Here is an 18,682-nt window from a genome sequence, read left to right as displayed (position 1 = left end):
TTATCTTTAAAAGACAACCGGACGGGTGATTTTACGTTTATTTGTCCAGTTTAATCTTGGTCACACCAAAAATAGAATTGGTGCGGCGCGGCTCAAAACCGGTTACATTCTTCTGGAATGCAGCATAATTGTTTGACGTATAGAGCCAGATCCATGGCGAAACTTCCGCAATATGCTTCTCAAATTCCGAGAAGATTTCTTTGCGTTTTTCCAGATTGGTCTCTGCACGCCCTTCTTGCAGCAAACTGTCCAGCTTATCATCAGAGAACTGTGCAACCTTTTGCAGGTTACCATTTTTCGTCCAATAACGGTTATACATAGTGTAAGGATCTGCACTGCCAGCGTTGAGCGCGACCGCCATGTCAAAATCACCTTTCAACCAGGTATCGACATAGACGTTAAGTTCCATCATTCGGATATCAAGCTTGATACCGATTTCAGCAAGCTGCGACTGGATAACCTGTGCTTCGGATGCTGCAGTCGGTGGCTCACCGGTTGCAGCAATAACCGTTGCAGAGAAACCATCTTTAAAGCCGGCATCAGCCATCAGTTTCTTGGCTTTTTCCAGATCTTTTTCATAGCAGAAAAGGGTCGACGGATCATTGGCAAAAGCCGGTGAAGTTAATGGACCAGTGACAGCGCCTTCACCAAGAGACGCTGTTTCCAAGACATCTTGACGATCAATAGCACAGGAAATCGCCTGACGGACAGCCAGTTCGTTCATCGGTGCACGCGATGGATTGAGCTGCAAAACATGATATGCAAGACTTGGCGTACGATCGAGCGTCACATTGGCTTCACGATCAACCATGGTGGCGACCATTGGATCGTTCAGCACGGCAAAATCAATTTGCTTGGCGCGCAAAGCTGCCAGAATTGCTGTCTCATCCGGCAGAACGCTGATGTCGATACCATCGATTTCAACTTTGCCGCCAGCCCAATCCGGGTTGGTTTTCAAAACTTCCTTGGAGTTCGGGTTCCAGCTTTCCAGAATGAAAGGGCCTGAACCAACCGTTTTGGTACCAATAGTACCGGCTGCAATTTCACTTGCTGGCAAAATAGCCGCATTAATTGAAGTCATTGCAGTTAGCAGCGGAATATCAGCCTGTTTCAGCTTGAAAATAACTGTTGCATCATCCGGTGTTTCGATTGTTTCAATAGACTGGAAGTTGGCGCGCGCTGCTGCACCGGTTGCTTCATCCAGAATACGCTCGAAAGAAGCTTTCACATCCGCAGAGGTGACATTTTCACCATTCTGGAATTTTGAATCTTTATTGAGCTTGAAGGTCAGTACCTTACCATCATCGGAGAATTCCCAGCTTTCTGCAATGGCAGGTGCTGCCAAAAGCTGTGCGTCGGAGCGAACAAGCGGCTCATAAACCAGCTCCAGCAAACGCTGCGACGAGAATGCCGTCTGCTTGTGCGGATCAAGGCCGGTGGCATCCTGCGACCAAGCCATGCGCAAAGTTTGCGCCATTGCATCACCGGCCATCACCGGCGAATACATTGCCAAAGCTGCAACGCAGCCCAGCAGTTTGATTTTAAATGACGTTTTCATTCATGCTCCCCTTAACGATCCCTAAATCCATCGCGGAATTGTGCTTAGTCTCAAACTGATTTTACATGTATTGCCGGTCTTAAAAAGCCGTTCGCTTCATGCAGTGCGCGTCGTGCTTCTTCAACCCCTGTCTCATTCATTACAACAAGAATCGCAAGCTTGACATCATTGTTTGTCAGACGAAGCGCTTCCTCGGCAGTGCGCTCGTCACAACCACTAGCCTGCATAACAATACGAACTGCACGGGCAACCAGTTTTTCGTTGGTTGCAGACACATCAACCATCAGATTTTGATAGCTTTTTCCGATCCTGATCATGCTCGCAGTGGTCAGCATGTTAAGCACCAGCTTCTGAGCTGTACCGGATTTCAATCGCGTTGAACCAGTGAGAACTTCCGGCCCTACAACCGGCGAAATCGCAATATCGGCAAGCGCTGCAATGGTGGATTGCGGGTTGCATGAAAGCGCAACTGTTACCGCACCCAATGATTTGGCATAATTTAATGCACCAATCACATAAGGCGTACGCCCGCTGACAGCGATGCCGACAACCACATCATCCGCACTCAATTGAATATTGCGCAAATCCGCCTCACCTTGTGAAGCATCATCTTCCGCGCCTTCAATTGCGCGCAACAAGGCCTCGTCTCCACCGGCAATCAGGCCAACAACCATGCTTTCCGGCACCCCGAATGTGGGAGGACATTCGGAGGCATCCAAAACACCTAAACGACCGCTTGTACCGGCACCAATATAGATGAGACGTGCGTTTTTGCGAAAAGCTGCAACGATGGCATCAACGGCTTGCGCCACTTCCGGCAGCACTTTTTCCACCGCCAGCGGCACGATCTTGTCATCATCGTTGATTTTGCGAACAACGGCGAGACTGTCGAGCAAATCAATATCCATTGTCCGCGGGTTGCGCCCTTCGGAAACCAGCCCGTCCAGCTCTGACAATAATTCTCGCTTCAACATGCGGATCGCCTTAAAAATCGCATCTAGAGCATGTCTCCCAAAAGTGCCCCCCGGCTTTGGGACAAAGACATGCGTAAAAACAAACCGCTAGAGCGAGCACAGTGGATACGGTTAAGTACGACACGCTCTAGAATTCACCTGTCCGGCCAGCCATCAGAGCGAGGACACAAATGCAACGCATCCCTCGCCAAATGCCTGACTTCATACAAAATCTAAGTTTAAATATTCCATATGTCAATAAATTATTGGAATTTATTATTCCAATTCACAGTATGTCAGGAATTACTGATTTTTCACCTCTCCTTCACGCCTGGCTAAAATGATCGCACCTGAAACCGCATCGCCATCAGCAGGCTTCAAACGGCGGCGCACATCAGGCGCGAGCCATGCCAAAAGCGGCGTGGCAAGCCCGCCAAGCAACGAGACGCGCGGCGCGCCACGCTCAAATAGAGCACGCACCAATGCATCCACATGACCGGCAGCCCCTTGCACAATCCGGCGTGCGGCAGCGTCCCCTTGATCTGCATGACGCATCACCATCGGCGCAAGTGTCGCATATTCAGTGGCAGCGGCCTGATCCATCCACGCCACAACTTCCATCGGATCATTGCTAAAACGTTGCATCACCTCCGATAGCAGCGCTGTTTTTTCTAAACGTCCATCATGCGCACGCAATGCATGCTGGATGGTTTTCAGCCCCAAATAAGCACCACTCCCCTCATCGGAAACTGGAAACCCATAGCCGCCAACGCGCAAATCTTCGCCTTCAACAAAACCAAGCCCCACCGAGCCTGTGCCCGCAATCACAATGGCTCCATCACGGCCGGAATGCGCACCCAAACACGCCCCCTTGCCATCATTGACAAAAGCAATTGACGCAAATTGATGCGGAATGGCCTGCAGAGCCTGTAACGCGCCCTTGCGACCAAGACCGGCAAGCGCAATACCGACATGAATTTGGCTATATTCTTGAGCAGTTAATCCGGCTTCCTCAATCGCCGCTTCGCTGGCGCGCATGACTGAACCCCATGCCGCTTCTATGCCAAGACGCGTTGTGGCTGAGCCCGATAGACCCTGTCCTAAAACATGACCTGGCGCATCCTCAATCCGCGCACGGCAACCGGTTCCGCCACCATCAACACCAAGAAAATAGGCTGAAATTTGTGACATGATGACACTTACCCTTTCAGCCGTTCAATATCAGCACCGCATTGGCGCAGCTTTCGATCAAGCTGCTCATAGCCACGATCAAGATGATAAACGCGATTAACAATGGTTTCGCCCTCAGCCACAAGAGCGGCCAAAATCAGCGAAACAGAAGCACGCAGATCTGTCGCCATTACCTCTGTGCCGTAGAGCTTCCCGCCGCCACGCACCAAGGCCGACGTACCTTTAAGCGTAATATCAGCACCCAATCGGCAAAGCTCCGGCACATGCATGAAACGGCTTTCAAACACTGTTTCACGGATCAGTGACGCACCATTGGCACAAGTTGCCAGCGCCATAATCTGCGCCTGCAAATCAGTCGGAAAGCCCGGATAAGGTTCTGTTGTCAGATCAACCGGTTTCAATGCGTCGTCACGAGAAATGACAATGCCGCGATCACTCGGCCAGACATTGACACCCATCATTTCCAAAATCTGCACAGCTGATGCCAGATGATCAAGCCTCGCATTGGTGAGTTCCAACTGGCCACCGGTAATGGCTGCCGCCACCGCGTAAGTCCCCGCCTCAATCCGGTCAGGGATACTGTGATGACTGGCTTCACGCCAGGATGTTTCGCCATTAATCAAAATGCGATGCGTCCCAGCACCTTCAATTTCGGCACCCATTGCTGTCAGACATGCTGCCAGATCAGCGAGTTCAGGCTCGCGCGCCGCATTGAGAATTTCTGTCTCGCCGTTTGCATAGGTTGCAGCCATCATCGCCATAGCGGTTGCTCCTACCGATGGTGCCCCTAAAACAATGCGCGCACCACGAAGGCTGCTCTTCAAAGATGCCGCAATCACACCGCGGTCAATTTCCACATGCGCGCCCAATGCCTGCAGCGCTTTGACATGCAAATCTACTGGTCTTGCACCAATGGCACAACCACCCGGCATCGAAACCCGTGCTTGTCCGTTGCGCACCAAAAGGGGCGCGAGCACCAGCACAGTCGCGCGCATTTTGCGCACAGTTTCATAAGTTGTATCAACCGCAAACAACTCGTGAGCTTCAATTGTCGTACCCTGCGCCGTGTGATTGATTACTGCCCCTTGCGCTTCCACCACACTCAACATGGCTTGAACATCGGTTACAACCGGCAGATTTGTCAGTTCCAGCGGAAACGGGCTCAATAGCGAAGCTGCGATTTGCGGCAGTGCCGAATTTTTTGCACCCGCTATGCTGACAGCACCTTGAAGGCGTTTTCCGCCGACTATTCGTAATTTATCCATGGAACAAACTGCCTTGTTGCTATAATGGGCTGCTATGATGGACTTGCATTGACTATGAATTCAGCAGTACCATGTGTCAATTGATTTGGAATAATATATTCCTCACCCCATCCTATTGTGAACAGCAATTAAAAAAACATAGGATAGCGGCAATAATAGAATAGATTTGGGAGATCACCAGTGTCGGTATTACAGATGATCAGTGTCAGATTAACAGACATGGCACCTGCCGACCAGCAGATCGGTGAGTTTATTCTCGAGCGACCAGAGCAAGTCGCCAAGCTATCTTCTGCCGCATTGGCTCAAGAAACAGGGCGTAGCCAATCAAGCGTAGTCAAATTCAGCCAAAAGCTGGGCTTTGCCGGATATCAGGAACTAAAACGCGCAGTTATTGAAGCCAAAGCGCAAGAATGGCGCGTGCCTGCCGGTGTTATTCACGGCTCCATTGAAAAAGACGATGGCTATCTGACCATTTTGCAAAAACTGATCGGCAGCAAATTGCAATCCATGCAGCAGACCGTTGCAGTCAATAATGAAGATGATATCGGCAAAGCACTATCAGCCCTTGATGCAGCACGCCGCATTCATCTGGCAGGCGTTGGGGCATCATCACTTGTTGCGCGCGATTTTTCCTATAAAATGATGAAGCTCGGCCGCAATGTCTTGCACAATGACGACAGCCACATTCAAATGGCCAATGCTTCCACGTTGAGCAGTCATGATGTGTTGGTTGCTTTTTCGCAGTCGGGTGCCAGTATTGAAACATTGCGCATTGCAGAAGCCGCAAAAGAACGCGGAGCAATGGTAATTTCCGTTACCGGCTTGAAAGAAAACAAGCTGGCTTCCAATGGCGATATCAATCTGTATACGGTTGCGGATGAAGAAAAAGTCCGCTCATCCTCGATCACATCGCGCGATGCACAGCTTATTCTGACCGACCTGCTTTTCATCTTGCTAATTCAAAAACAAAGTGACGCTTATGATTATATCCGCAACAGTGAACAGGCCGTCACCACGCTTAAAAATGGTTAAATGCTTTTAAAGCTGATCAGATAAGCAACGGCTTCACCCGTAATCTGGAGGTTACTTGTTTCTTCCACATCGAAACGCGCACAATCTCTGGCAAACAGTTTTTCTTCATGTTGCACGTTTTGAATACGCACTGAGCCGCTCGCAACAAACAACAGGCTCTGCCCTTTAATTTGTAAATGAACTGGCGAACCATCCAGCACAATGCGGGTCACTGTGTGAGTATAAACCCCGCGTCGCGTCATTACATTCAGGTCAGTGATTTTTCCGTCAATCAGACAGGCACTGGTGGGTGCATCACCCGCAAAGCTATAAGGCTCACTTGCTTGCGTGAGTTTCGTCTCCACACCGTCAACGGACAAGACAATACCGTTCCCGTCCAGCACTGCAAGCGTCCGGTCGATATCAGCAAAAACTGAGAAAGCACCGTCTTCAGCCACCTTTGCGGTAGAAATGCGCCAATCGAAATTATCAACTGTTGCATCCGCCGGATGAATGGCAATTTCAACCGTCACACCACCACCGTTTTTCCACGGCATTTGTTTGTGATCATCGCTGCGCAAAATTTTCATCGGTATTGCCTCGTAAAATAAATCTCCCGCAAGTGGGATACTTGCGGGAGAAAAGACAAGTTAATTGCCAAGAATTGCAGGCAAGCGCAGCCCCTGCTCTTTTGCCCAATCCAGCGCTATATCATAACCTGCATCGGCATGGCGCATTACACCGGTTGCCGGATCATTCCAAAGAACACGGCCAATGCGTTCGTCCGCATCTACCGAACCGTCACAGCAAATCACCATGCCGGAATGCTGGCTGAAACCCATGCCGACACCACCGCCATGATGAAGCGAAACCCATGTTGCACCCGATGCCGTGTTGAGCAGCGCGTTAAGCAACGGCCAGTCGGAAACTGCATCCGAACCATCTCTCATAGATTCTGTTTCACGGTTTGGCGAGGCAACCGAACCACTATCCAGATGATCGCGACCGATCACAATCGGTGCTTTTAATTCGCCATTACGCACCATCTCGTTGAAGGCAAGACCGAGGCGATGGCGATCACCCAAACCAACCCAGCAAATGCGCGCCGGAAGCCCCTGAAACTCAATGCGTTCTTTCGCCATATCCAGCCAGTTATGCAGATGCTTATTATCCGGCAGCAGTTCTTTAACCTTGGCATCGGTCTTGGCAATATCCTCCGGATCGCCGGAAAGCGCTGCCCAACGGAAAGGCCCGACACCACGGCAAAACAATGGGCGGATATAGGCTGGCACAAAGCCCGGGAATGCAAAAGCATCTTCCAAACCTTCTTCCAGCGCCATCTGACGGATATTATTACCGTAATCAACTGTTGGAATACCGGCATTCCAGAAGTCGAGCATAGCCTGAACCTGCACTTTCATCGAAGCGCGGGCAGCTTTTGCAACACCTTTCGGATCGCTTTCCTGTTTCGCGCGCCACTCAGCAACGCTCCAGCCAATCGGCAAATAGCCGTGTACCGGATCATGCGCCGAGGTCTGGTCGGTGACAATATCAGGACGTACACCACGCTTGACGAGTTCAGGATAGATTTCTGCCGCATTCCCGATCAGTGCGATGGATTTGGCAACGCCCGCCTTGGTCCATTCGTCAATTCTTGCCAATGCTTCATCAAGACTATGGGTCTTTTCATCGACATAACGGGTGCGAAGACGGAAATCGGCGCGGGTTTCATCGCATTCAACAGCTAAGCAGCACGCACCTGCCATCACGGCTGCAAGAGGCTGTGCACCACCCATGCCACCAAGACCACCGGTCAAAATCCATTTGCCTTTGAGGTTGCCACCATAATGCTGGCGACCGGCCTCGACAAAGGTTTCGTAAGTGCCCTGCACAATCCCTTGTGCGCCGATATAGATCCACGAACCGGCGGTCATCTGGCCATACATGGCCAAACCTTTTTTATCCAATTCGTTAAAATGATCCCATGTCGCCCAATGCGGCACCAGATTGGAGTTGGCAATCAATACACGCGGCGCATCTTTGTGGGTGCGAAAAACGCCAACCGGTTTACCCGATTGTACCAGCAGGGTTTCATTGTCTTCCAATGTTTTCAGTGTAGCAACAATCTTATCAAAATCATCCCATGTACGGGCGGCGCGGCCAATGCCGCCATAAACCACCAGTTCATGCGGGCGCTCGGCAACATCCGGATCAAGATTGTTCATCAGCATACGCAATGGCGCTTCAGTGAGCCAACTTTTAGCATTGAGTTCAGTGCCGCGCGGTGCGCGAACATCGCGTTCATTATGACGTGGATTGGACATGGTTTCCCCTTTTCGATCTTTATAATTTGGCTGCCGCAGCTTCGATGCGCTGCAAGATAGTTTTCAAATGAACGCGCAAGCGCTCTGCCTTTGCTTCATCATAGGCAAAGGGCAAGTTTTCAGAGACTAAATGCGTCTTTTGCGCCAATTCCATCTGGATGGCATGCACGCGATTTTCCGGCTTGCCGTAGTGGCGCGTTGTCCAGCCGCCTTTAAAGCGACCATTTAAAATCGAGGTATAACCTTGCGCTTTGCTGGTCACATCAACGGCAATGGCTTCGATTTCCGGTGCACAGGTTTTGCCCATATCGGTACCGATATTGAAATCCGGCAAAATACCTTCAAACAAAAACGGAATATGGGAGCGGATAGAATGGCAATCGTAAAGAATTGCGATGCCGTGGATCTTTTTAACCCGCTCGATTTCAGCAGCCAGTGCATCATGATAAGGCTTGTGAAAACGGTTCAAACGATCTTCAATGTCATCTGAAGTGGGTTCTTCACCCTCTTTCCAGATGGCCAATCCGTCAAAATCCGTGGTCGGAATAAGTGTCGTCGTGTTTTGCCCCGGATAAAGGCTGACACCTTCCGGATCACGATTGGCATCAATGCAATAACGATGGAAAGTTGCCCTTATCATCGTGGCATCTTCCAACAGTCCACCATAAAGATGATGAATATGCCAGTCTGTATCGGCAAGCTTAAGACCGTTATCATTCAGACGCACCATGATATCATCCGGCACATCTGTGCCGGTATGGGGCAGAGCGATGATCACCGGCGATGAGCCAGATTTCAGTTCAAAAGCTTGCATTTAAGCCTCCAAACTTGGCAAAATGCCGTTGCTGATGCTGGCGTTCAGTGATCCATCGGCCACAACCTCAGTTGCAGTTTCAAGATCATTGGCCATATAACGGTCAATCTCCAAGGTCGGCACTTTTGCACGCAGTGCTGCAATGGCCTTCTTCAGTTCCGGACTGGTTTCAAGTGGCTCACGCAGCTCCACACCGAGAGCGCCAGTAAGTGCCTCGATACCGATAATCGCATTAAGATTATCAGTCATTTGCAACAAACGCCGCGCACCATGACACGCCATCGAGACGTGATCTTCTTGGTTGGCGGAGGTTGGTGTTGAATCCACCGATGCCGGATGCGACATTTGTTTGTTTTCGCTCATCAAGGCGGCAGAGGTCACTTCCGCAATCATCAGGCCAGAATTAAGACCCGGTTTTTTGGCCAAAAATGCTGGCAAGCCGAACGAGAGCGCTGGATCCACCAAAAGCGCAATGCGGCGTTGTGCAATAGCACCGATTTCGCAAATAGCGAGTGCGATCTGATCGGCCGCAAAAGCCACCGGTTCGGCATGGAAATTGCCACCCGAAATCACACTATCATCGGAGAGTACAAGCGGATTATCGGTCACCGCATTGGCTTCAATTTCAAGACTGCGGGCAGCCTGGCGCAAAATATCCAGACATGCACCATCCACCTGCGGCTGACAGCGGATGCAATAAGGATCTTGTACGCGCTGATCACCTTCCAGATGGCTGTCACGAATAACAGAGCCGTCAAGCAGCTTACGCAGAGCAGATGCTGTATCAATCTGTCCCTGATGGCCGCGCAATGAATGAATATCCGGATGGAATGGCGCGGTCGAGCCCATGGCAGCATCGGTGGAAAGTGCACCGGTAATCAATGCTGCTTGCAAAGCGCGATGTGCACGGAACAATCCCGCAAGCGCCAACGCCGTTGAGGTTTGCGTGCCGTTAATCAAAGCCAAACCTTCTTTGGCCGCCAGCACCACTGGTATCAGTCCTGCTTTTTTCAAAGCATCTGCGCCTGAAAGACGCGCACCTTGATAAAAAGCCTCACCTTCGCCGATCATCACCGCTGCCAAATGGGCAAGAGGTGCCAAGTCACCGGAAGCGCCAACCGAACCCTTGGCAGGGATCATTGGTGTCACGCCTTTTTCCAGCATGCCTTCAATCAGATTAATGAGTTCAAGGCGTACACCAGACGCACCACGGCCGAGCGAAATCAGCTTGAGTGCCATAATGAGACGTACGATTTCTTCGCTCAAAGGCTCGCCCACGCCGCAGCAATGCGACAGGATCAGGTTACGCTGTAGGGTTGCAACATCTTCCGGCGCAATACGAATAGAAGCCAGCTTACCAAAACCGGTATTAATGCCATAAACTGGAGCATCACCAGCTGCAATTTCCGCAATACGATTGGCAGCTTTTTTAATCGCGCCATAAAAAGATGTATCAATACGCACACTCAGTTTTTCGCGATAGATTTTCTCAAGAATTCCAAGAGAAACACTGCCGGGCTTTAGAACGAGAGTCATCTGTTGCTCCATCGGGGACAAAGCCCACGGGTTATGAAAAAATTAAATCTGGCCTTTGAAAATCCGCTTCCACAGCGGATTGAAACCAATGCGATAAACAAGCTCTGCCGGACGTTCGACATCCCAAATGGCAATGTCTGCATCTTTGCCAATTTCCAACGTGCCGGTTTGCTTTAAAATTCCAAGCGCCCGCGCCGCTTCGCGGGTCACACCGGCGATGCATTCATCAACCGTCATACGAAACAATGTGGCGCCCATATTCATGGTCAAAAGCAGCGATGTTAATGGTGATGTGCCCGGATTATTATCAGTGGCGAGTGCCATTTTCGTGCCCGCGGCACGGAAAAGCTCAACGGGAGGTTTTTGCGTTTCACGAATGAAATAATAAGCACCTGGTAGCAAAACTGCGACAGTGCCAGCCTTTGCCATCGCCTTGGCACCTTCTTCATCGGTATATTCCAGATGATCGGCAGACAGTGCCTGATAAGAAGCAGCCAATGCAGCGCCATGCAAATTGGAGAGCTGATCGACATGAAGTTTGACCGGCAAGTCATAGCTTTTAGCGGCATCAAAAACGCGCGCCATCTCATCCGGTAAAAAAGCAATACCCTCACAAAAACCATCAACTGCATCAGCCAAATTTTCTGCCGCAATACGGGGAAGCATTTCATCAATAATTTTATCAAGATAGGCTTGCTTGTCGCCATTCATCTCAGGCGGCAGTGCATGAGCGCCAAGGAAAGTGGTGCGTACCGCAACATCACGTATTTCGCCAAGTTGGCGTGCGACACGCAAGGCTTTTATTTCATTTTCAGTGTCCAGCCCATAGCCGGATTTAATCTCGATTGTCGTCACACCTTCGGCAATCAAAGCATCAAGGCGTGGCAATGTCTCATGGATCAGATCAACTTCGCTCGCCGCTCGCATATTTTTAACAGAAGAAATAATACCACCGCCCGCACGCGCCACTTCTTCATAAGTTGCGCCATTCAAACGCAGTTCAAATTCATGCGCCCGATTGCCCGCATGAACCAGATGGGTGTGGCAATCGATCAAGCCCGGCGTGATCAATCGGCCCTGACAATCAATTGTTTCAAAATCAGTATATTGGTTGCCGAGTTCTGTTCGCGCTCCGGCATAGGAAATTTTGCCGTCTTTTACGGCAAGAGCTGCATCTTCCACCAGACCCAAACCGCCCGCATCTTCTGCAAGCGTAATCATACGCGCATTGGTTAAAACGAAGTTGGATTTTTCTGCCATCAGCATTTTCACTCTTCCCCTGTTTGCATATAATGTATATACATAATAATCGAGCCGCCAAGAGGAAAAATGCTTCAAAATGCATTTTGTTGAAAAACAAACGGGAAAACCAAGCGGCAAGAGGAGTTAAGATTTATGGCGGCAGCGCAAAAAAACACGCAAATAATCCATGCCAAACAAGCGCTTTTACCGAGCGGCTGGGCAGAAGATGTGCGCATCACCATTGTCGACAGAAAGATTAGCGCGCTCGAAAAGAGCGTTGCCGCTAGAGCCGATGACGAGTGCCATGATGTGATTTTGAGCGGCATGCCGAATATCCATAGCCATGCATTTCAATATGGCATGGCTGGGCTTGCTGAAAAACGCGGCAGCTCCGCTGACAGTTTCTGGAGCTGGCGCGAAATCATGTATAAGTTCGCGCTCACCATGTCGCCGGATCAGGCGCGATCAGTTGCTTTGCGGCTTTATATCGACATGCTTGAGGCTGGCTTCACCCGTGTTGGCGAGTTTCATTATCTCCACCACAACCGCGACGGCAGCCATTATGACAATATCGCTGAAATGGCCAATCAGATTATCGATGCTGCAAAAACTTCCGGCATCGGGCTGACTTTACTGCCGGTGTTTTATGCTCATTCCGGTTTTGGCGGAAGCGCCCCCAATGAAGGCCAGCGCCGCTTCATCAACAATGAGGCAAGCTTTGGCAAACTTATTGAAGGTTGTCAGAAAGCATTATCCGGTTTCGATGGTGCGGTTTTAGGCGTTGCTCCTCATAGTTTGCGTGCTGTCACGCCTGACGAATTAAGTTTTGCCGCGCAATTATTACCGGATGCACCGGTGCATATTCACATCGCCGAGCAAGTTAAAGAAGTTGAAGATTGCATTATGTGGTCTGGTCAACGCCCTGTTGAATGGCTGCTGGAAAATCAAAAACTTTCCTCGCGTTGGTGCCTTATTCATGCAACGCATATGACAAATGCCGAGACAACAGCAGTTGCAAAATCAGGCGCAATTGCAGGACTTTGCCCCGTGACAGAAGCTAATCTGGGTGACGGAACTTTCAACGCCACATGTTTTCATGAGCATCAAGGTCAATTCGGCATTGGCTCCGATTCCAATGTGTTGATTGGTATTGGTGATGAATTGCGCCAATATGAGTATTCGCAACGCTTGCAACATCGCGCCCGCAATGTGCTGGCACAGAATGAAGGCTCTACCGGCAGAGCCATGTTTGATGGCGCGGTTAAAGGCGGTAACATCTCAATGGGACGCGCAGAAGATGGCCTCAAAGCCGGTGCGTCCGCCGATTTTATCTCCCTTGATACAGCGCGCCTTCCTGACACCAAAGGCGACACCATTCTTGATGCATGGATTTTTGCAAATCGTGCAAAAGTGTCAGATGTCTGGGTACACGGTATCAAACAAGTCGAAAATGGCCGCCATGCTAAACGCGACGAAGCTGAGCGTGCATTCCAGCAGACAATTCGTGAATTGCTGAACTAAGTTCAGGAGTTGACTTGCGGGAAGGAACCGAGATTAGAGGTGAACACACCTGTAATCTCGTGTCCGAGACCGGGATAGATAATATCCACATCGGTAATCAATTCCGAGCGATGCCAAGTGCGCCGGTTCAATTTCAAACAAGCTGCGTTGGCCTCAATACCAAGAATGCCCGCCAATGTTGTGTCTGCATTGATCGCGCGAATGGTGTGCTTGGCCTCATTCCACGGGATATGGCCAAGCAGCCATGTTCCAGGCGGCGTTTCTTCAAAAAACTCAACCTCTACTTCCGGTACTTTGGTCAAAGAAATAATACGATCTTCATAAGCTTCCGGCTTTTCATTGACGATATGAAGGCACAAAACGCGCAAAACCATATGATCGGCTTTTAACTGCAATTCTTTGGCTTTTGCAGGTGCTATGCGCTCTTCTCTGCGTAGCAAAATTTCATGCCGATATTGCTGGCCCGTTTCCTGCGCCTCTTTGGCAAAGTCGCGGATTTGCATAAACATCACGCTATCGGCTTGCGGCGCAGAAACAAAAGATCCAGCTTTGCGGCGACGATTAATCAATCCACGTTCAGCGAGGCGCGATAAAACACGATTAACCGTCATGCGGGAGCATTGATATTGCTCCATGAAATCGCTTTCACTTGGAATTTTGTCACCCGGCGCCCAATGTCCGTTGATGATATTATCTTCGATATCTTTTTGAATTTGCTCAGAAAGACTGACCGGAGCATTATTTTCTTGGTTCAAACAGCACCCTTGTCACTTTCAGCAAAATGCTGACTTCCCACACAAAATAAAATCACCTTGCATTATATCGCATCAAAAGATGATCATTTCCTTTTTGTATAGACTTTTATGATTGATGCAAGAGACATCGGATATAGAAAAAGCGGCCGTAAAGACCGCTTTCAACTTAACGACCATTATTTGGCGTCAAGGCGATTATATTTTTTCATCACCTCGACCAAACGATCATGCGGGATCGCGAAAGACACATTGTCATCGCGTCCTTTCATCGTTTCCGCTGCAATCATAGCATTCACAATTGCTTCTTCGGTTGCCAAAGCAGCTGCCTGAATAAGCGGATCCATCTTGTTGTTTGATACCATCTCAAGCTTGGTATTTTCTTCACGGCTATAAGCTTGCGGGTTACCGGTTGAGAAGCTGATGAAAATATCACCACTGCCATTGCCGCCGAAACCACCAACACGGCCGATACCAATCGGCACACGACGCGCCAGACGCTTCAACTGCTGTGGCAACAATGGCGCATCCGTTGCAACCACGACAATAATCGAGCCTGCCTCTTCACGCGTCCATGATGTATCCGGCATCATATCGGTGATTTCCTGACCAACCGGAACACCTGCGATCAACAAATCTTTGCGCGAACCAAAATTGCCCTGCACCAGCACGCCAACCGTATAACCGCCCTGCTCATCACTTAATTTACGTGATGATGTACCGGTACCACCTTTAAAATTAAATAGGTTCATACCAGTACCGCCACCGACATTGCCTTCTGCAATCTTGCCGCCGATCGCATTATCGAGAGCTGCATAAACATGTTCTTTTTTGACATGCATGCCGTTAATATCGTTAAGAATTCCATCCCAAGTTTCGGCAACGACCGGCAACAACCAATAGAGATCTCTGAAATGCGGCCCTGTCAGATCGTTGTCCGCAAGCCATGAGACGACAGAATCGCGCACAACACCGACACTATGCGTATTGGTGATGGTAATCGGGCCTTCAAGAAAACCACTTTCCTCCACCCATGTTGTACCGGTCATTTCGCCATTACCGTTGAGCGAATACCACCCGGAAAAAACCGGATTGAAGCTTTTACCACGCGGTAAAATCGCGGTCACACCGGTACGAACAGGCCCTTTGCCAACCTCAATTTTGCCTTCACCTTCAATAATTGTGGAATAACCAACGGTTACGCCTTCTACATCAGTAATTGCATTATTAGGGCCTGTTTCACCTGTAAACGGTATGCCTAAATCACGTGCACGCGGTTTTTCTTGTGCGACGGCAGCAGAAAAAGTACTCACCAAAATAGCTCCATAGACTGCACTTAAAAGTGCAGACTTCATCTTGAACATGGTAACTCCTCCCATTGATGGCTGCACTTTAAAATGAATATTATGATCAGCAGCCACTGCTATTTAGACACTACTGTTGAGTCTGCACAATTGCTTAAATTATAAAAATTAAACCTGTCGCTTCAATGCGTTTACTGCGCATTTGAAACGACAGACCGTAAGCTAAGAATAAGAATAAGAATATTTGCAGCTAACAAGACAATACAAATAATTATGCTCGCCTCAATTCATAGATTAGTTATTTTGCTCAGCCTCAGGCAGGACGACATTAACAGCATCATTTTTTTCGTTTTCAACCGCACCTTGTATCATTTCATCCGTAACACGTAGTTCCGCACCAACGGGTGAATAAGGTGTTGCCGGTGCAAAAGGTGCCGCCGGCGTAGACTCCGGACGCGCACCACGTCGCCACATAAAGAAGCCAACCATCAAAAGATTGAGAAGACTTAACGACCAGAAGAGCCCAAGCGGCCCCATCAGTGCCATTACCGGAGAAATAATCACAGGACTGATTGCCGAGCCGACTGAATTGATCAATAACAAACCTTGGATCATACGCACCAATGCGTCAGATGAAGTACTGTCGGCCGCAAAACTAACGGCAACCGGATAGATGGCAAAAATAGCGCCACCCAGCAGAAAGAACACCACGATCAATAATGGCGAAGCCTGGGGCAATGTAATCACCAGCGCTGAAAGCACCACACAGGCAATGCTCAGCGTTATCAGCACAATGCGGCGATCCTGCCTGTCAGACCAGCGACCGACCGGATATTGCAAAACCATTGCACCAAAAATGACGCTCGCCATCATTGTACCCACTTCACTGATGTCACGCCCAGTACGCTGCAAGTAAAGTGGCAGCAATGAATATACAGCAGCAATGGCAATACCCGAACCAAAGCAACCAATCACGCCACTGGGCGTCATACGTAGCAAATCAAAGGGATTGAGTGCCTCGACACGCTCAACAACCGGCGTTACTTTCGGCAAGATCACAATCGGCAAAACGGAAAGTGACGCAAGAATGGCTGCCGCCATAAAGGGAATAACCGCACCCATAGCATCGACAGTTCCAAGCGCGATCTGACCAAGCATACCAGAGCCATATAAAGCGATCATGTAGAGCGCGAGAATACGCCCGCGAATTTTTTGATCAGCCGCCAATAATAGCCAACTTTCAATGACCAGAAAAATACCAATCGCCGCCCAGCCATAAAGAAAACGCAAGCTCAACCAAAACCAGACATCGAAATACATGCCTTGCAACAAAACAGTTACGGTAATTAGAGAGGCAAAGCTGCTATAAGCACGAATATGGCCAATACGCGCAATCAATCGATCATGGAAAATAGCACCGACTGTCAGACCAATAAAATAAGAGGACGAAACGAAGCCGATCATCGTCTCCGATACGCCTGCACTATCCAGACGCAAGGTTGTCAGTGAGGACAAAAAACCATTGCCAATGCTGACAATGAACAAGCCTAAGACGGGAGCGAGTATCATCGCAATCACTTGCGCAGACATTTAAACCTCTAAACAGGCATTATGCCTGAAAAATGAACGCTATATTACAAGGCAATTGATACAGATCATGTGATAAATCAAGTCACAAACTTTGTGTATCCATATAAAACATTATTGCCTTAGAGACCGAGTTATATCTGCCTGATGAGCGAATTAAGAACTTTCTGCACCAGATTGTTTTTTGGAAGCGGTGAGACAAAAATACCGCATTTTTTTCAACATGCGGTATCCCTGAAACTTGATCGGCAAAAATGACTTAGCTTTGCGAGCCATTGCCCCCGGCAGCAAGATAGCGTTCGGCCAACCGTGCCCAAAGAGCTGCACCAATAGTCAGATTTTCGTCGTTAAAATTATATTTCGGATTATGTAAAACCGCAGAATTCAAACCATTGCCAAGGCGCAAAAAACTACCCGGTTTATGTTGCAGAAAGTAAGCAAAGTCCTCACTGCCCGGAAGAAGAGGACAGGTAGAAACATTACTCTCCCCAATCAATTCACTCGCAACTTCAGTGGCAAATATCGTTTCGTCATAGGAATTGACCACCACCGGATAGCCTAACTGATATTTAATTTCCGCACTCGCACCATAGGCCGCAACATGCTGTTCGGTCAGTTCGCAAACACGCTTTTGCAATAATTCCCTGATGACGGGCGAGAAAGAACGGATACTGATTGCCATATCCACATGTTCTGAAATAACATTGGAAGCTTCGCCGCCATGAATACTGCCAACCGTAATCACCGCCGTTTCCGTCGGATCGATATTGCGGGAAACAACGGTTTGCAAAGCCATAACCAGACTGGAAGCGACCATAATCGGATCAACTGTCAGATGTGGGCGCGAAGCATGGCCACCTTTGCCAATCACACGGATCAGCGCTGTATCTGAAGCGGCCATAATAGGCCCTGAACGCGTCAACACAGTTCCTTCCGGAATGCCCGGATGGTTGTGAAGTCCGAAAATTGCATCCACCGGAAAGCGCTCGAACAAACCATCGGCAATCATCGCTTGCGCGCCGCTCCCCTCACCGGCTTCTTCTGCCGGTTGGAAAATCAAAGTCACCGTGCCTATGAAATTCTTGGTGCGCGCCAGATATTGTGCCGCGCCCAGCAACATGGTTGTATGGCCATCATGGCCGCAAGCATGCATCTTGCCATCAATCTGGCTTGCATAGGCAAGACCGGTTTTTTCCAAAATCGGCAAAGCATCCATGTCGGCACGGATAGCAATATTGCGTCCGCCGGTACCGACGGTCAAGCAACCGACAACACCGTGTCCGCCAATATTTCGGGTAACTTCATAGCCCCAGCTTTCCAGTTTATCAGCCACATAAGCCGCAGTTTTCTCTTCTTCAAAAGAAAGCTCCGGATTGGCATGCAAATGATGGCGAATATCTTCTAACGCTGTCCGTTGTGGTTCCAAATCAGTGATGCGGGCAAAATTATCTGGCTGGGTCATGCTCTCCACCCCGTCATGATGAAACGGGGACTCCTGTCACGTTATAAATATTTTACATTTAACAGGACTACACAATTATATCAGCTTTTCAATCTTATCTTATTTGATGAAATCATTATGAAATAATAAAATAAATGCAATAGTTTCACCTATATGACCAAC

At 49.2% G+C, this 18,682-nt stretch carries 15 protein-coding genes; 2 read left to right on the top strand and 13 right to left on the bottom strand.

The features are described 5' to 3' along the window. Positions 1–37: 37 nt before the first annotated feature. The 4 genes from JNC77_RS12685 to murA all read right to left on the bottom strand — a co-directional run bounded on the left by JNC77_RS12685 (position 38) and on the right by murA (position 4,967). Entirely contained in the window at positions 38–1,558 is a 1,521-nt protein-coding gene (locus JNC77_RS12685) for an ABC transporter substrate-binding protein (protein WP_374833059.1), read from the bottom strand. 50 nt (positions 1,559–1,608) lie between these two features. Beyond that, positions 1,609–2,532 (bottom strand): N-acetylmuramic acid 6-phosphate etherase, encoded by a 924-nt coding sequence (murQ, locus tag JNC77_RS12680; RefSeq protein WP_374833057.1) that lies wholly within the window; start codon positions 2,530–2,532, stop codon positions 1,609–1,611. Positions 2,533–2,814: 282 nt separating this feature from the next. Continuing rightward, positions 2,815–3,702 carry a glucosamine kinase nucleotide-binding domain-containing protein gene (locus JNC77_RS12675; protein WP_374833055.1) on the bottom strand — a complete coding sequence of 296 codons (888 nt, stop codon included), beginning with the start codon at positions 3,700–3,702 and terminating at the stop codon, positions 2,815–2,817. 8 nt (positions 3,703–3,710) lie between these two features. Then, positions 3,711–4,967, bottom strand: coding sequence for a UDP-N-acetylglucosamine 1-carboxyvinyltransferase (murA, locus tag JNC77_RS12670; RefSeq protein ID WP_374833053.1), 1,257 nt, complete (start codon positions 4,965–4,967; stop codon positions 3,711–3,713). Between the two features lie 180 nt (positions 4,968–5,147). Between murA and JNC77_RS12665 the strand changes: the two genes are divergently transcribed. After that, positions 5,148–5,999: a MurR/RpiR family transcriptional regulator gene (locus tag JNC77_RS12665; RefSeq protein ID WP_374833051.1), complete on the top strand. Its 852-nt coding sequence runs from the start codon at positions 5,148–5,150 to the stop codon at positions 5,997–5,999. On the opposite strand, the gene JNC77_RS12660 is transcribed toward JNC77_RS12665, so the two are convergent. From JNC77_RS12660 to hutI, 5 genes are read right to left on the bottom strand one after another with little or no spacing between them, the layout of a single operon-like run. Continuing rightward, positions 5,996–6,568, bottom strand: a complete 573-nt coding sequence (locus JNC77_RS12660; protein ID WP_374833049.1) for a HutD/Ves family protein — start codon at positions 6,566–6,568, stop codon at positions 5,996–5,998. The two genes, JNC77_RS12665 and JNC77_RS12660, sit on opposite strands and share 4 nt — an antisense overlap. A gap of 60 nt (positions 6,569–6,628) precedes the next feature. Then, positions 6,629–8,302, bottom strand: a complete 1,674-nt coding sequence (gene hutU / locus JNC77_RS12655; protein WP_374833047.1) for a urocanate hydratase — start codon at positions 8,300–8,302, stop codon at positions 6,629–6,631. A 19-nt stretch (positions 8,303–8,321) separates the two neighbouring features. Continuing rightward, positions 8,322–9,116 carry an N-formylglutamate deformylase gene (gene hutG / locus JNC77_RS12650; RefSeq protein ID WP_374833045.1) on the bottom strand — a complete coding sequence of 265 codons (795 nt, stop codon included), beginning with the start codon at positions 9,114–9,116 and terminating at the stop codon, positions 8,322–8,324. After that, entirely contained in the window at positions 9,117–10,652 is a 1,536-nt protein-coding gene (hutH, locus tag JNC77_RS12645) for a histidine ammonia-lyase (RefSeq protein WP_374833043.1), read from the bottom strand. Between the two features lie 42 nt (positions 10,653–10,694). Continuing rightward, positions 10,695–11,912 (bottom strand): imidazolonepropionase, encoded by a 1,218-nt coding sequence (hutI, locus tag JNC77_RS12640; protein ID WP_374833178.1) that lies wholly within the window; start codon positions 11,910–11,912, stop codon positions 10,695–10,697. A 135-nt stretch (positions 11,913–12,047) separates the two neighbouring features. Between hutI and JNC77_RS12635 the strand changes: the two genes are divergently transcribed. Next, complete coding sequence (locus JNC77_RS12635; RefSeq protein WP_374833041.1) at positions 12,048–13,415, top strand: formimidoylglutamate deiminase; 1,368 nt, start codon at positions 12,048–12,050, stop codon at positions 13,413–13,415. A gap of 2 nt (positions 13,416–13,417) precedes the next feature. Here the strand turns inward: JNC77_RS12635 and hutC are convergent, their stop codons facing one another. The 4 genes from hutC to JNC77_RS12615 form a co-directional block, all read right to left on the bottom strand. Then, on the bottom strand, positions 13,418–14,170 hold the full coding sequence (hutC, locus tag JNC77_RS12630; protein WP_374833039.1) for a histidine utilization transcriptional repressor HutC: 753 nt from the start codon (positions 14,168–14,170) through the stop codon (positions 13,418–13,420). Between the two features lie 176 nt (positions 14,171–14,346). Continuing rightward, positions 14,347–15,531 (bottom strand): DmpA family aminopeptidase, encoded by a 1,185-nt coding sequence (locus JNC77_RS12625; protein ID WP_374833037.1) that lies wholly within the window; start codon positions 15,529–15,531, stop codon positions 14,347–14,349. A gap of 234 nt (positions 15,532–15,765) precedes the next feature. Then, positions 15,766–17,061 (bottom strand): MFS transporter, encoded by a 1,296-nt coding sequence (locus tag JNC77_RS12620; RefSeq protein ID WP_374833035.1) that lies wholly within the window; start codon positions 17,059–17,061, stop codon positions 15,766–15,768. Positions 17,062–17,317: 256 nt separating this feature from the next. Continuing rightward, the gene (locus JNC77_RS12615) at positions 17,318–18,520 is read right to left on the bottom strand and encodes a M20 aminoacylase family protein (RefSeq protein ID WP_374833033.1); all 1,203 of its coding nucleotides are present in this window, start codon (positions 18,518–18,520) and stop codon (positions 17,318–17,320) included. Positions 18,521–18,682: the final 162 nt, after the last annotated feature.

Origin of the sequence: Paenochrobactrum pullorum (genome assembly GCF_041929845.1) — a bacterium.
Lineage (GTDB): Bacteria > Pseudomonadota > Alphaproteobacteria > Rhizobiales > Rhizobiaceae > Paenochrobactrum > Paenochrobactrum pullorum.
Note: the sequence above shows the minus strand (reverse complement) of the source record. Positions and strands in the feature narration are given on the sequence as shown.